This is a genomic window from Arthrobacter sp. MA-N2 (assembly GCF_000517125.1).
Classification (GTDB): domain Bacteria; phylum Actinomycetota; class Actinomycetes; order Actinomycetales; family Micrococcaceae; genus Arthrobacter; species Arthrobacter methylotrophus.
The window spans coordinates 1,233,955-1,247,992 of record NZ_KI912155.1 but is presented as its reverse complement, the minus strand read 5'-3'; the positions used below and the strand labels follow the sequence as shown (position 1 = coordinate 1,247,992).

General features: G+C 60.0%; 14 protein-coding genes, 3 tRNA genes and 1 pseudogene. 6 read left to right on the top strand and 12 right to left on the bottom strand.

The genetic code is table 11. The features are described from left to right. Position 1: 1 nt before the first annotated feature. The 5 genes from A3M3_RS0106420 to A3M3_RS0106400 form a co-directional block, all read right to left on the bottom strand. Positions 2-613, bottom strand: coding sequence for a hypothetical protein (locus A3M3_RS0106420; protein ID WP_028265656.1), 612 nt, complete (start codon positions 611-613; stop codon positions 2-4). Further along, positions 610-1,215, bottom strand: a complete 606-nt coding sequence (locus A3M3_RS0106415) for a DUF6286 domain-containing protein (RefSeq protein WP_028265655.1) — start codon at positions 1,213-1,215, stop codon at positions 610-612. Before A3M3_RS0106415 ends, A3M3_RS0106420 begins: the two co-directional genes overlap by 4 nt. 71 nt (positions 1,216-1,286) lie before the next feature. Continuing rightward, positions 1,287-1,670 carry a hypothetical protein gene (locus A3M3_RS0106410; RefSeq protein WP_028265654.1) on the bottom strand — a complete coding sequence of 128 codons (384 nt, stop codon included), beginning with the start codon at positions 1,668-1,670 and terminating at the stop codon, positions 1,287-1,289. Further along, complete coding sequence (locus A3M3_RS0106405; protein WP_028265653.1) at positions 1,667-1,858, bottom strand: DUF2273 domain-containing protein; 192 nt, start codon at positions 1,856-1,858, stop codon at positions 1,667-1,669. Before A3M3_RS0106405 ends, A3M3_RS0106410 begins: the two co-directional genes overlap by 4 nt. Beyond that, complete coding sequence (locus A3M3_RS0106400; RefSeq protein WP_081736712.1) at positions 1,855-2,328, bottom strand: Asp23/Gls24 family envelope stress response protein; 474 nt, start codon at positions 2,326-2,328, stop codon at positions 1,855-1,857. The genes A3M3_RS0106405 and A3M3_RS0106400 overlap by 4 nt, the downstream gene beginning before the upstream one ends. A gap of 247 nt (positions 2,329-2,575) precedes the next feature. Here A3M3_RS0106400 and A3M3_RS23980 point away from each other — a divergent pair, with 247 nt between their 5' ends. The 3 genes from A3M3_RS23980 (at position 2,576) to A3M3_RS0106385 (ending at position 5,872) form a co-directional block, all read left to right on the top strand. Next, a complete protein-coding gene (locus A3M3_RS23980) occupies positions 2,576-3,901 on the top strand; it encodes a glycosyltransferase 87 family protein (RefSeq protein WP_051422968.1) in 1,326 nt (441 codons plus the stop codon). A gap of 130 nt (positions 3,902-4,031) precedes the next feature. Further along, positions 4,032-4,769 (top strand): glycosyltransferase family 2 protein, encoded by a 738-nt coding sequence (locus tag A3M3_RS23975; protein ID WP_051422966.1) that lies wholly within the window; start codon positions 4,032-4,034, stop codon positions 4,767-4,769. Next, the gene (locus A3M3_RS0106385) at positions 4,751-5,872 is read left to right on the top strand and encodes a lysylphosphatidylglycerol synthase transmembrane domain-containing protein (protein ID WP_197023140.1); all 1,122 of its coding nucleotides are present in this window, start codon (positions 4,751-4,753) and stop codon (positions 5,870-5,872) included. Before A3M3_RS23975 ends, A3M3_RS0106385 begins: the two co-directional genes overlap by 19 nt. 380 nt (positions 5,873-6,252) lie before the next feature. Here the strand turns inward: A3M3_RS0106385 and A3M3_RS27300 are convergent, their stop codons facing one another. Further along, complete coding sequence (locus A3M3_RS27300; RefSeq protein ID WP_155854299.1) at positions 6,253-6,495, bottom strand: hypothetical protein; 243 nt, start codon at positions 6,493-6,495, stop codon at positions 6,253-6,255. A 767-nt stretch (positions 6,496-7,262) separates the two neighbouring features. Between A3M3_RS27300 and A3M3_RS29480 the strand changes: the two genes are divergently transcribed. After that, positions 7,263-8,468 (top strand): glycosyltransferase family 4 protein, encoded by a 1,206-nt coding sequence (locus tag A3M3_RS29480; protein WP_028265650.1) that lies wholly within the window; start codon positions 7,263-7,265, stop codon positions 8,466-8,468. A gap of 251 nt (positions 8,469-8,719) precedes the next feature. Here A3M3_RS29480 and A3M3_RS28755 read toward each other — a convergent pair. The 4 genes and pseudogenes from A3M3_RS28755 to A3M3_RS0106355 form a co-directional block, all read right to left on the bottom strand. After that, positions 8,720-9,049 (bottom strand): annotated as a pseudogene (locus tag A3M3_RS28755) (IS1634 family transposase); the annotation flags it as partial. 790 nt (positions 9,050-9,839) lie between these two features. Further along, positions 9,840-9,915 (bottom strand) — tRNA-Phe (locus tag A3M3_RS0106365). A 50-nt stretch (positions 9,916-9,965) separates the two neighbouring features. Further along, a tRNA-Asp gene (locus tag A3M3_RS0106360) sits at positions 9,966-10,039 on the bottom strand. 101 nt (positions 10,040-10,140) lie between these two features. Beyond that, positions 10,141-10,213 (bottom strand) — tRNA-Glu (locus tag A3M3_RS0106355). A 253-nt stretch (positions 10,214-10,466) separates the two neighbouring features. Between A3M3_RS0106355 and A3M3_RS0106350 the strand changes: the two genes are divergently transcribed. Then, positions 10,467-11,375, top strand: coding sequence for a DMT family transporter (locus A3M3_RS0106350; protein ID WP_028265648.1), 909 nt, complete (start codon positions 10,467-10,469; stop codon positions 11,373-11,375). Positions 11,376-11,384: 9 nt separating this feature from the next. On the opposite strand, the gene A3M3_RS0106345 is transcribed toward A3M3_RS0106350, so the two are convergent. Continuing rightward, positions 11,385-12,308 (bottom strand): carbohydrate kinase family protein, encoded by a 924-nt coding sequence (locus A3M3_RS0106345; RefSeq protein WP_028265647.1) that lies wholly within the window; start codon positions 12,306-12,308, stop codon positions 11,385-11,387. 28 nt (positions 12,309-12,336) lie between these two features. Next, a complete protein-coding gene (locus A3M3_RS0106340) occupies positions 12,337-13,353 on the bottom strand; it encodes a LacI family DNA-binding transcriptional regulator (RefSeq protein WP_028265646.1) in 1,017 nt (338 codons plus the stop codon). Between the two features lie 192 nt (positions 13,354-13,545). Between A3M3_RS0106340 and A3M3_RS0106335 the strand changes: the two genes are divergently transcribed. Further along, a complete protein-coding gene (locus tag A3M3_RS0106335) occupies positions 13,546-14,028 on the top strand; it encodes a metallopeptidase family protein (protein ID WP_028265645.1) in 483 nt (160 codons plus the stop codon). Positions 14,029-14,038: the final 10 nt, after the last annotated feature.

Genomic DNA, 14,038 nt, shown 5'->3' with positions numbered 1-14,038 from the left:
TTCAACGGACACGCTCGGCTCTGCTGAACCGGGCCCGCGCGCCAGCCGCGATATGAATCAACACCGGGATCTTGCGTCCCACCACCACATCCAGCGCCTCCACCAAACGGGAGATGTCCACGGCCAATGCATGCGGTGAGGCGCCGAGACGGGGTTGGACCCTGATCCTGAGTCCCGGACGGCCCCTGACTTCATAGGTGGCCACGGTTGCGCCTGCGAGATCCGGGCGTTCCGCGAGAGCCGCCTTGAGCGCCTGCTCAGCAAGGCTCCCGCCGATGTGGACGTCGCCTGGGGTTCTGGCGTCGTCATACTCGGACACAATCAGGTTGGCGCGCCCTTTGCCCTGCTGGGACACCCAAGCCACCATCAGCACAATCAGCACCACAAGCGCCGCTGCCGCCGCCACCCAAAGCCAGCTTTCCGCACGGCCGGGAATCCGGGTTTGCTCCGCGATGAACTTGAGGTGCTCCCAGAGGCCGGCGGACCAGTTGCGCCACCAATTTCCCACCGCGGGAACGGTTGCCAGCAGCACCAGGAGAATGCCGATGGCCAGCAACTTGAGCCCAAGGATTCCGATCAGGATCCGGTTAAGGATGTGCGGGGTCCCGTTCATGCGCCGATCACCCCGGACGTGGCCACGTTTACTCGGACCGCCGGCATGGGCGAAGGCCGCATCTCCTGAAGTTCGTTCTCGACGGCGGCCAGGATCCGTCCCTCGCTCAAGGGCACGCCCGAGGTGGGCCGGACGTTCACCACCACTTGGCGCTGCGAAACCACCACCATGACTTGCTCCTGGGTGACGTTCCCGGCCGTCCGGGCTGCCCGGGCAAGGGCCGAAGCAATGACCTCATCGTCCACCACCACTCCGGCCCGGGGATCGGGGAGCAAATGCCGGGACTTCCTCCCGGGGAGGACCGCGTTCAGGAAGAAGATCAGCCCCACCATGGCTATCACGCCACCAAGGGCGCCGAGCAGCAGCGGCGAGGTACCTTCCGGCAGGACGGTTAGGCGTTCAGCAGCAGCTTGCGGGTCAATGAGCCATGGTGGTTGGCCAAGAGCGCGCAGGGCGGATTCGAGGAGCGCGTAAACGCAGGCCACGATCACCAGGGCCGCGGCTAGTCCGGCCATTCCCGCACGGGAGGACCTGGTCTCGCGCTTGAGGATGCGTTGGAGTTCGGCATCGATCGGCGCGTCGCCGTCGGTGTTCCCCTGCATCTGCGTGGCGCTTGCGTGCCCGTCGCTTACGTGCGCGTGGTTGCTTCGTGCGTGCGGGGCCTGGGCGTGGCTCATTGGACCCGAACTCCTTCACTGATGTGTGCGCCGCTGATCCGGATATCCACGCGACTCAGGGTAGAACCACTGAGTTGGGTGACACGTTCAAGGATGACCGTTTTGGCAGCTACGGCGCGGTCCCATACCGTTCCACCGAATGCCGCTACCCGGAGGGGATCCCTGTGGACTTCCATCAGCGAGGGCACACGGATCGGGGCGGCAATCGAGAGTGCCAGGAGTCCGCCGTCGTCCGACCACTCGGCTCGCACATCGTGCGGCGGGACACCGAGCGCCTCGGCAGCGGCCGCCTGCGCCAAAGTGGTGAGTGCCTGAGTGCTGATCCGATTGTGGCCAGCCATCGTCACGGCGGGCTGCACCGCCTCAGCCGCGGAGCTCATGACGACGAGCGGCGGCCGGTGAGGGCGTCCAGCACGCTTCGCAGATCAAGCTTTCCGTCTGCAGCACGCCCCAGGAGGGCGCCGATTCCCATGAAGAGAAGGGCAATAACAAAGCCCCATAGTCCGAATTGGAAGGCCATGAACGCCACGAAGGCGCCGATCCCGATTCCGACAACGGTCATGTTCACTGGAGTGGCTCCCTTTCCGATAGTGCGCCCTTTGTTCCGGCTTTGACGGGTGGGGCAACGTAGACATCGTTGATCTCGACATTGACCTCGATGACCTCCAGGCCAACCAACGATTCAACCGCATGGTAGACCGCCGCGCGGACCTGGTTGGCGACATCATGCAGAGGGTATCCATAGACGGCCACAAGGTTGATGTCCACGGCCACCTGGGTTTCGCCAACCTCGGCGCGGACGCCCGCAGCATGGTCTTGGCTGCCGACAGCGTCGCGGATGGCTCCGAGCGCGCGTGAAGGGGCCGAGCCGAGCGAGTAGACGCCCGGGACTGCGCGCGCGGCGATACCGGCAACCTTGGCGACAGCAGAATCCGAGATCACTGTGCGGCCGCTACCTGCCACTGTTTGCCTGTCTTCGGACACCGGAGCCCCAACGGCTTCCGGTTCAGGTGCGGTATGGCTTTCCTGCTGTTCCATGTAGCCCTCCCCTTCTTGTGAGTACCACCCTAGCGCTTGCTTGTGAGAAGGCGGAGACAAAGGGGAATACAAAGAGGAAGACCGCAATTCGGGCGGGATTTCTGGTTGCCGTGGGTCAGCCGATATTCCCAAATCCGCGCAGGCACGGATTGTTCGGGATTGTTGCGTCATTCGTATCGCGGTCCTGGCTATTAAGTAGTGGAAACTTCTGGCCGAAAGACGGCCGAAAGACGAATGTGGAGAATCTATGCCGACTACACCCCCGGCCCTGGACTGGTCTGGCGATCGGGCAGCCCTCGTCGCGCCCCCCATGGCGGCCTCGCCCATCCCGACCTTCCGCCGGAAGTGGCCGGTAGCCGTAGCCGTCCTGATCCTGGGCATCGTTTTCGCGAATCTATATATGCTCAATGTAGGTGTCTTTCCCCCCGTGGACTTCCTGGTCTATCGCTATGGTTCGGCTTCCTTCTGGTCCGGGGACGACGTCTATGCCGGCAACGTCTTCGGGGAGTACTTACCTGACGGGCTACCCTTCGTCTATACGCCGTTCGCGGCAGCACTCCTCACGTTCACGAGCGCTTTTCCCACCCATATTGCTTTCACAGTGTGGACGATCGCTTGTGTGGCAACCGTGCCCTGGATCATCGGACTTTGCCTGCCACGATCCCTGTCTAAGCGGCTTGGGATATGGATTGGCCTCGTTGTCCTTAGTTGCTGCACCTCGATCATTTCCCAACACCTGGTGTGGGGCCAGATCAACCTGTTCTTGGCGGTTCTCTGTCTTGCAGATTTCTTCCGTCACGCCAATAGTCGTTGGACCCGCTTCGTCCCTCAAGGAATGCTGATCGGGGTTGCTGCCGGCATCAAGCTAACCCCGGGGATCTTCATTCCCTACCTTTTGATTACCCGGCAATGGCGAATGGCCTTCTCCGCTGTTGCAGGTTTTGCCGGAACGGTCGCGATAGGGGCGATCTTGTTTCCGGCTATGTCCGGGACCTACTGGCTCTCCTGCGTCTGGCACCTTAGCTCAAAGGTGGACCTGGGCACCCAATTTGCCAGTGCCGGAAATAGTTCCATCCAAGGGGCTGCCGCAGCGCTCGGGGAGTGGGCGATACCAGCATCAAAGGTGCTCGTGGTAATAGTGGCCATTCTCTGCCTGATGTCCGCCGCAGCGGTCTTCCGCTCCGGACAGCCGATGGCAGCCGTTCTGACTGTCGGCCTCACCGCTACCCTTATCTCGCCTGTGAGCTGGGTGCACCACTGGGTTTATCTGATTCCGGCCCTCATCGTGCTTTGGTTCCGCGGAAAGACGAAGACCCGCATCTTCGTGGCTGTCGCCGTTCTAGTACTGGTTCTGCAAGGAACATTCTTGGGCGAATACATCCTGCGATCCGGTTCGGTCTGGCTTGCTCCCTTGGGGATTCTCCTCCGCGAGTCCCTCATTCTCACATCGGTTGCAGCGATCGGAATGTTCTTCGCGCAACGCCGGGCAGACCCCCGCCTACTTTTGTTCCCCGCAGAAGAAGCGTTGGAATCCGGTTACTCGCCCCCATCAATCCGTGGAGGATATGCCTGAATTGACCGCGTCATAATTTAAGGTTCTGCAGATAATGCGCGTAGGACCATGTCTTCGGAATCCTGAACATCGCCCCAAATCATTGCGGGGGTTCAGGGATTTCAAAATCATCAGCAAAGGAAGGTCCGCTTTGGACGAATCTTCACTGACCATCAGTGTTGTAATACCCGTGTACAACGAAGCTCGACACATTAATGCCTGCCTCTCCGCAATTCAAAACCAGACGCATCCAGTGGACGAAATCATCGTCGTGGATAACAACTGCACTGATGACACGATCCGCCGAGCGAAGCAGCACACGGGCGTCTCAATCGTCGCCGAATCACGGCAGGGCATCACATTCGCCCGAACTGCAGGTTTTGATTCAGCAAAAAGTGAAATTATTGCAAGAATCGACGCTGACACTATCGTCTCGCCCGATTGGGCTGAAATAATCCGGCGTGAATTCTCCGTGCGTACCGGGAATCCGGTAGCAGCAATCGCGGGGGGAGCATCGATTCAGGAAATATCTCCGAAGGAAAAGTTCTGGATGTCCTGCTACTACCGTGCTTTCCGGTTCTGGCACGAACGAAGTATCGGAGTTTCGCCCATGCTTTACGGGTTCAATTCCGCACTGAAACGCGAAGCCTGGCAGGAAATCCGGGAACAGGTCCACCTTGGTGACAACAGATTCAGCGAAGACGTAGATCTGACGATTGCCCTACTCAAGACAGGGGCCCGGATCCGCCGAAGCGAAAAATTGATGGTCAAATGCCACCTGTTTCGCTCGTTCGATTCCAAGAAACTGAAACAGTACTACCAAACGGACGGCCACACACTAAACGCCCACAGGTACGGCAACACCAAGAGATGGGCAACCCTGGATTGAAATCCTTCCGGACTTGGATGCTGGTCTTTACGCTGGTCATGGTCGTCATCCTGGTCGTTTCCGCCTGGCACGAAGTGCAGGGCGTCGCCGAGTACCTGGCCCACGCGAACTATTGGATCCTGGCCCTATTGATCCCGGTTCAATGCATCAGCTACCTGTCCACTGGAGAATCAATGTTCTCCTACCTTCGAAGCCGCGGGCAGCTCAAAGGCGTCCGAACAACCAGCGCCATGCGGATGTCCCTGGAATTCAACTTCCTGAATCACATCGTTCCAAGCGGTGGCGCCGCAGGGCTTTCATTCCTCAGTTGGAAGCTTGGGTTTTTCAAAGTCAGCCCAGGCGATTCAATCTTGGCTCAATTGGTAAGATTCGTGGCCAGTTTTTCTTCATATATCCTTTTGCTGCTCGTCGTCATTACCTGGAAGGTATTCAGCGACACGCTCGCTCCGTCCGAGCTGACCATATCAGTGGCTCTCACGCTTATCTCCGGTGCAGCGATTACCCTGATCACTCTCACGATCCGAAATGAAAAACTGGTCCTAGCTGTGACGGACAGAGCTGTGCGCGGTATAAACGCACTGTTTCGACGAATTCCTCGCGTACGGAAGAATGTTCTGAAAGTCGATCAAGCTCACCGATTCGCCCGCGATATGGGAGGTGCATATGTCGAGTTGCGGGCAAACCCCAAAGCCCTGATACTCCCCTTTGCATGGTCCTTAATTTTCAACCTCGCGGACGTTGCCCTTTTCTACATCACGTTCTGCTCTATCGGTGCAGAAGTGAATTTTGGAACCCTGCTCATCGCCTACGGCATCTCCACGATCTGCAGCATTATCGTGATCACCCCGGGAGGCACGGGCCTCTACGAATTACTAATGGTTGCAATCCTCACGCTCGGAGGGGTAACCGCAGCTGAAGCCATTGCGGGAACAATTATCACCCGGGCAATCCTGCTGCTGGGCACGGTCCTCTTCGGATACGCCTTTTACCACCACACCATCCTCAAGTTCGGCAAGAATACCCACCACGAGAACATCTCCACCGCGGTCATCCAAACCAAACCCAGCCGAGCAACTCCCCCACCGCCGACTAGACCGGAGTAGACCTGCCGAGCCAGGCGACGGCGTTCCTTGACTTGCTTGTTCTGCGCCAGTTCCCGGTAGATAGTGGAGATCGGCGCCAGATACGCGCCTTCGTCCAGCAGGACTGCGTAGATCTGGATCGGCAGCCGGCGCGGCTTCCGTGTCGCGGTAGCCCGTGCCACCCCGGCAATCCGGGCTGAGGTCCGGCTCCAACTCCGGCGGCCGTGAGGTCGCGGTAGGCGGACATCAGTGCTTCGTATGCGGTGGTTCGTCCCGCGAGCTCTTCGAGAGTTCTGCCAAGAGCTCGTGCGTTTTGACATGATCTCCAACGCCACCTCCGTCGTGGCCAGGTGCCGCTTCGAGTCCTCGATCTCGCGCCGCAGCCGCGCGGTCTCGACCTGCTACGGGCTCAACCGGCGAATCCGTTCACAAGGCTTCTTTCCCTCAAGGACGCCGGCATCACGGAGTTTGCGCAACTCGGTAATCTGCGAGGAATAGATCTCCTGCTCCCGCAAATACGCGCCACCCTCGTTCCGCAAAATAGCGTCTTCATAGGCGGCCAAGTAATCAAGTTTCTGGGCCGGGGTGATCGATCGCTTCGGCGTCGGACCCCCGGAACGGGATCCCGGGCTCCTGCTCTTCATCAAACTATCGTCGCCCACGGCGATTAAAGATTGGCTGGACATCGTGAATCAATTCCTGGTTCTCGCCCTGCATCACATGGGAACCTTGCTCTGAGCCACTGGCATCACCCAACCCTGAGACGTGGGATCGTCATCTCGTCCGACACATCTCTAAGCATTCGGGCGAGAAATCGAGTCACTCTTCCGGAGAATACCGCTACTAGCTGTTGTGCACAGAGAGTACCCCAATAAGGTCGAACCGAGGAGACTAGGCATGTCGAGTATATTAGTGGTGTTTTTTATCATCGCGGGAGTATTCGCGATATTAGCGGCGCTGGTCTACGTCTACATATGGGTCGGAGCTGCCGAGAGAACGTGTGGCGCGCTTCGACGCCGAAGCGGATAGCCTAGCCGATGCCACTTGCCCACGCGCCAATGATGGAGCAGTAACGGAACGCTGGCCAAATCCAGGCACCGGGAAGTGCATGGACCTTCCGCATCCACCAGAGGTTCTCGTCTATGTCTGCCACACCGACGACGCCAACCAGTAATGTGCAGTACTAAAAGCCGCATGGATGGGTCTTTTCGCTCCCGATTGTCCGGTGTCTGAAAGTGAAGTCCACCGAGCCCTGCGCGAGGGCGCCCCGCTTCAGCCGCTCAGATGCCTAATCAAACACCAGTGAATCATTGGTGTCGTTTCAGAAACACTTCGAGACCTGCATTCAAAGTCCCTTGTCACCCCTGACACCCGTCCGGATCCAGAAGCAACTGCCTCTTTTAGGTTCACAATGCACATTCTGATTTTCCTCGACCAACACCCGTTGTCTCTGGGAGGTGCGCAGTCCTCCGTTTGCCTTCAAAAGAAGTATTTGGAACTCCGCGGCCATCGCGTGACCCTCTGTAGCCCCGGTAGAATCGGTACGCCGCAGCAGGCCGATATCATCACGACCCCGTCATTTCCCATGACCCTAGATCGCAGCTATTCCTTGGGTTTCGTCGGGGAAAGATCGCTCCGCCAAATCCAAACCAAACTTAAGGACCTTCCACCTGTAGATATCGTTCATATCCAGGCAGACTTTTGGGCCGGTCTCTTAGGAAAGGCGATCTCTCAGATATATGACGTCCCGTTCTTAATCACACACCACACGAATCTCGTGGTGGGACTTGCCGCCACAACTCCAATACCGAGATCGATCGCAAGGCTTCTGGAACACATCCACAGGAAGCAGTTTCCGTTAGAGTCCGGCGCCCCTGGAATCCCAGAACCGGCGTATCGCTATCTTTCGCTTTTGGGCAATGGAGCAAGCGCACGGATAACGCCCTCGCATCATTTTGCAAACTCTCTTATCCGAGCTGGATTTTCGCAAAGGCCGTTAGTACTACCGACGGGAATCGACGATGATCTTGTCAACTGGCTCCGGAAAGCATCCGCCCCGAAGACGTCCATGCAACCACTGAGAATCCTCTGGGCTGGACGTTTTAGCCCAGAGAAACGGCTCCTCACCTTCTTGGATGCAGTCACCCAGACCGGGCTTGCCTGCGAGATCAGCCTCTGCGGGGATGGAGCTGAAATGAGGACCGCCCGGACTTTCATTCGCAAACACGGCAGTCCTCACCAGTCTGTGATATTTCGCGGGCATCTCAGCCAGCAGAAACTTTTCAGTGAGATCGCCGCCTCAGACCTGGTGGTCCATTCTTCGATGGGGTTCGAAACGCAAGGGTTGATCGTTACGGAGGCAATCGCTCTAGGAACCCCCGTCGTGCTATGCGACCCAAACGTAGCCAGTGAACTGCCCGAAGGCACGTATCAACTTGCGTCAGGACACGAGGCGCCGAGCCTAGCCATCGCGCTTTCAGCGCTTATGCAGAACCCGCGCCGCCGCGAAACCGCCGCTCAGGCCTGCTCAGCCCAGCAGCAATTCCGACAGTCAAAATTATCGGAAAAGGCAGAAGAGATATATTTGGAAGCACTCAGCCCTAGGCCAACTCTCTGAACAAAGAAGGCGGCCCAGGTCCTGTTCAGAATAATCGCGGGTTACAAGAGGAACGGACCGTTTTGATATTTCTGCTGTGACACACCAAGAACGTCATATGTGTGGTTATGTAATTCAACGTGCTCCATCATATTGCCGTTTTCCTCGGTCTGCTACCCGCAACCTTTCGTATGAGCGACGGCTTGGAAAGTGTACGGCGTTCCAAAGAACTGAGATTGAGCCTAACTTATCCCTGACTTCGGTCATTCGGTTTAGTGCCTGGCCCGCGGGTTCCGGATTGCGTTGAGGACTGCTTGTTTGTCGTCGGGGATGGCTGGTGGGAATGTCTGCTCGGTGCCGTTGATCGCGATGGTGGCTGAACGAAGCGGCCTTAGTTAGCGGATCAGCTTGCGGATCGTGAGCCCGGTCCGGTTCTGTGCTTCGCGGCTGAGTGCCAGCGCGGTGAACACAATGATCAGGTGGGCTTCGATCGCGTCCGAGGTGCGGTGGAACATGGGCCGGGCTCGTAGCTCGGCCTTGGACATCCGGAAGGACTGCTCCACATCCCACAGTTCGTGGTAGTTGGCGATCACGTCCACGGCGCCTCTTCCCTTTGCATCCTTAACCCGGCGGCTGAACTTACTTCCTGACGGAACGGTTTTGGCTTCAGGCGTATCTGAAGCGTCATTGACCTCAGGAGGGCAAGACACGCTACTGGGCACCTTGCTCTACGTGCCGCTCGGTAAGTAGCAAGCTGGAAGAGACCACGAAGCCCGGCCTCGAATCCGCTCGGCTAGAACTTGGAATGAGACCCTAAAGCGCGCTTGAAACCCTCCAAAGAATCGGAACATGAAGCTCTACAGAGGGAAAACGACGGTCACGCCCTTACCACTGTGGCTCCGAGGGTCAGGATCAGGCAGATCGCTTTGAGACGGTTCGGCGGTGGGGCTGGGTTCATCAAAACGGATAGTCAAAGGCCCGATCCTTCTTTTTGTGGCGCGGATCGCCTCCAGGTCGGTCGCGGCTCGACCGCATTGCACTTATACCGAGGGAATACCAGAGGTCCGTCCCAGAATTTTAGTTATAAGACAAAATGTGTGTATGGGAGGGGCTTGCTTCCCAGCGTTGGCGGGCGAATTTCGGGGGCAGCTAAGCTTTGGAAGCCTAAGGTGGCCGGGGTGCTTGCATACCTCCGGACTGTCTGGTTGGTGGTTCGGCCTGGTTAGCAGTCCGGGGCTGGTGCGGAACGGAAGGCGGCCGCGGGTGAGCAGCACTGCCGGTGTCTGGGATTTACCCACGTTTTGTCCTATAACCCTGAATCTTCGGGTTCGAAGAGCAAAGAAAAAACCCCCGCAATTCCCATAAACACTGGGAACTACGGGGACTTTCAGGTGGTGGCTCCGACCGGCGTCGATCCGGTGACCTTTCGATTTTCAGTCGAACGCTCTACCAACTGAGCTACAGAGCCTTAGGTGACAATGTCACCATGATTGCCGGAATTTCTTCCGGCAATCAGAGCGACCCTGACGGGACTTGAACCCGCGACCTCCGCCGTGACAGGGCGGCGCGCTAACCAACTGCGCTACAGGGCCTTGCAGTGTAGTATCTCTACTACGTTCGCAGTATCTACCGCGATTTTTTCAAGGATCCCAGCCTACCAGACTTTTCAGTCCGACTTGACCAGTTCCTTGCGTACCCCCAACGGGATTCGAACCCGTGCCGCCGCCGTGAAAGGGCGGTGTCCTAGGCCGCTAGACGATGGGGGCCTGGAACAATCCGAATTCGCGACGGCCAACAACGCTATGCGATTTCCCGCTTGCGTCCCGCTTCTCGCTCGTCCGAACTGGACTCTAAAACTTTAGAGCATAGTCAGCGATATTCCCAAATCGCGCGCTGCAGAACGCAAACGGGCCTCAAATCCACTCCGACAAATCCACTCCGGCAGAGTTGGCGGTTTCTTGTTGAAAGACGTCCGAAAACCGCCAGTCCGTCCTGCAATTGGCGGGCTAGATTGGCATCATGGCCACAAGCACCCCAAGCTCTCCGGCGACCACCAACTCCCGGACCATCAGCAAGCTCGGCATCGCCGCCGTCGTCGTCACCGTTGTCCTTTGGGCGTCCGCCTTCGTAGGCATCCGCGCCGTGGGACCCAGCTTCTCCCCCGGTTCCTTGACACTCGGACGGTTGGTGGTTGCCGCCGTCGCTCTCGGTATTGTCGCGTTACCCAAACTCAAGCGCTGGCCGACAGGGCGCGAATGGCTACCCATCCTGGCCTATGGCGTCATGTGGTTTGCGGGTTACAACGTCGCCCTGAATGCCGCCGAGCACATGCTCGATGCCGGAACCAGCGCGATGCTCATCAACGTCTCGCCCATCCTGGTCGCGGTCCTCGCCGGCATCACCCTGAAAGAGGGATTTCCGCGCTGGCTGATCATCGGCAGCCTCGTGGCATTCGGCGGGGTTGCGCTGATCGCGCTCGGTTCGGGGCAACGCTCGACGGCGGACGTCACCGGAGTGCTGTTATGCCTGCTTGCCGCTGTGCTCGCCGCCGTGAGCATGACTGTCCAGAAGCCTGTGATGCGCAGGTTCTCAGCAGTGCAAGCCACCTGGTTCGGCATCCTGGTGGGCGCCGTGTGCTGCCTGCCGTGGACCGGCCAGCTGGTGGCCGAAGTGCAGGCCGCGCCCCTTCCGGCAACGCTGGGCTTGGTGTATTTGGGGATCTTCCCCACGGCTATCGCTTTCACCACGTGGGCCTACGCCCTGTCCCTCATCCAGGCCGGGAAACTCGCCGCCACGACGTATCTGGTCCCGGGCACCACGATCCTGATTTCCTGGGCGGTGCTCCAGGAGATCCCCACCATCTGGGGCTTGGTAGGCGGCGCGATCTGCCTGCTCGGCGTCGGGCTGACGCGGCGCAGGTCCCGCTAGGGGCCGCTCCTACCTTGCCATCCCCGCGAGGAGCTCGCGGTGGGTGGGCGGGTTGGCCCCCGGGCGCCCGACCGTAATTGCGGCAGCCATGGAGGCGGTCTGTCCGATGCGTTCGAGGACCGTGGGGGCAAGTCCTTGGCTACCGCGCAGCAGGAGTCCGAGGATCAGCGCCGACATGTAGGAATCGCCGGCGCCGATCGTGTCCGCAACCATCGACGTGACGGCCGGGACCGTGATCCGGGTGTGCGGCGTCGCCATGAGGGAGCCTTGCGCACCCCGGGTGAGAACCACCAGTCCGGCGCCGAGGCCCAGGATGTGTTCGGCGCTCTCTTCCAAGGACTTGCCGGGGTGGAGCCAGAATGCGTCGTCATCGCTGAGCTTCACGACGGTAGTCAGCGGGACGAGCTCTTCGAAAATGCGGAGCGCCTCGCTGTGGCTGCCGAGGAGGTCCGTGCGGATGTTGGGATCGTAGGTGACGATGGACCCGCCTTGTGCCTGCTCCATCAGGTTCCGGACGACAGCAGCACCAGGCTCAAGGAACGTGGCGATCGATCCCGTGTGCAGCACTTTCGGGGCGTAGGGGAGGGCTGCGGGGGCCAGCGTCCACTCGATGTCGAAGGTGTACTCGGCCGAACCGTCCGCGGCGATCTCCGCCGTCGCCGTCGCGGTCTTCGCGAGCGATTGCGAGCCCGGAAGCACCACCACGCCGGCGCTTGCAAGGTGCGCCGCGATGGCCTCGCCCCGCGGATCACGCCCGACGGCGGTCAGCAGCCCGGCCTTCACGTCGAGCCTTCCGAGGCCGTAGGCGACGTTTGCCGGCGAACCGCCAGGATATTCGGTCTGCCCTTCGGGCGAGTTGACGATGTCGATGAGCGCTTCGCCGACGACGACGACGTCGAGCGGCTCGGGCGCAAGGGGCGCGGAGCGGTTCATGCGGTTCCTGTTCCTTGGTTGGGGAGTTTCAGTGGCTACTGGTGGATTTAGGGGGCGCTACGGAATGGCGTTCGACGAGGGGGCATTCAAAATATTCTGTGCTGCCGTCGCGATCCGCACCGGTCAAAATCAGTTCGACGGCTCGCCTGCCCATCTCCAGGAAAGGCAGCTCGAGGGTGGTCAACCCGGGCCGCAAGTGCGGTGCGAGCGTTTCCTGGTTGTCGAAACCCACTAGGGACACATCGTGAGGGATGGACACCCCGAGCCGGGCGAGCGCCTGGTAGGCACCCCAGGCCGTACGGTCGCTGGCGCAGAAGATGGCCGTGGGTGGCTGTGGTCCGGCCATGAGTGCAAGGGCGTTGGTGAAACCGCTCGATTCATGGCCGCCACCACTGCGGTGAAGCCCGGGATCGGCACGGATGCCGGCCTCCTCGAGCGCGCGGAGGTGGCCCGCATAGCGTCCGACGACGGCGGGAAGCTCACTGTCCACCGCACCGATGTTGATCATCGCGATGCGGCGATGGCCGGCGTCGAGCAGGCGTTTGGTGGCGGTGTAGCCGCCCAGCTCCTCTTGCGGGACAAAGCTGGGGAAGCGTCCGGAACGGTCGCGCGAATTGAGCACGACGGCGGGCACTTCCGCGAGGACGTCGGGCACGTCAAGGACGCGGTGTTCCATGGCGGCATAGACCACTCCGGCCACCTTGTACGACAGCATTGTCTCCAGCGAAGCGGCTTCTAACGCTTTGTCCCCACCGGTGTTGACGGTCAGGAGCAGCAGTCCGGCCTCCCAAGCCCGGGCCTGGGCTCCCTCGATGATGGTGCCCGCGAAGGGCGCGGTGGCCACGAAGTCGCCCACGAAGCCGATCATTCCGGCCACGCCGTCCCGCAGAACTTTGGCGTGGGCGTTGGTCCGGTACCCCAATTGATGGGCGGCAGCATGGACCCTGTGCCGGGTTTCCTCCGAGAATCTGGTTCCCGCTGCATCGTTGAGCACCAGGGAAACCGTGGCCTGGGAAACGCCCGCAGCGGCAGCGACGTCGTTCATCGTCGTGCCGGGTCTACTCCCGGGGCGGGTCATGTGCGGGCCTGTCTGTTGGAGCGTTTGGGTGCTGGTCACAGGATCTGCACGAGCGGCTGGGCTTAATCTAGGGCGTGGTTATACGAATTACCAGCCCGGGAAACTGTAGCTGCCAGCAGATCGGGCGTCAACGACCGGGCCGCGGACTAGAGTCAGAACATGCCCGCGAATTTACCTCCCGGCTTGCCGATCGTTCCCGACGGCGAAGCCCCCGGCGGCCAGCATATGTCCTCGTCATTCCCCGGAACCGGGCCGGCGCCGCTTGGTGTGGTTTCGTTCAGTATGTCGCCGGAAGACTTCGAGGCTGCAGTCAGTGACGCCCTGCTCCTGATCCCCGACAAAGCGGCCCGTGCCATGGACAATGTGGCCATCTTCATCGAGGACGACTACACACCACAGCCCGGTGACGATCCTGGCACGGTGCTGCTTGGCCTGTACGAGGGTGTGCCTCTGACGGAACGGGACTCGTGGTGGGATGCCGGCTCCCTCCCGGACCGGATCACCATCTTCCGGCAACCGATCCTGGATATCTGCGGATCGCGTCAGGAAGTGATCGACGAAGTCGCCATTACCGTGATCCACGAGATCGCCCACCACTTCGGAATAGGCGACGACCGTTTGCACGAGCTCGGCTGGGGATAGCCTTATAGGC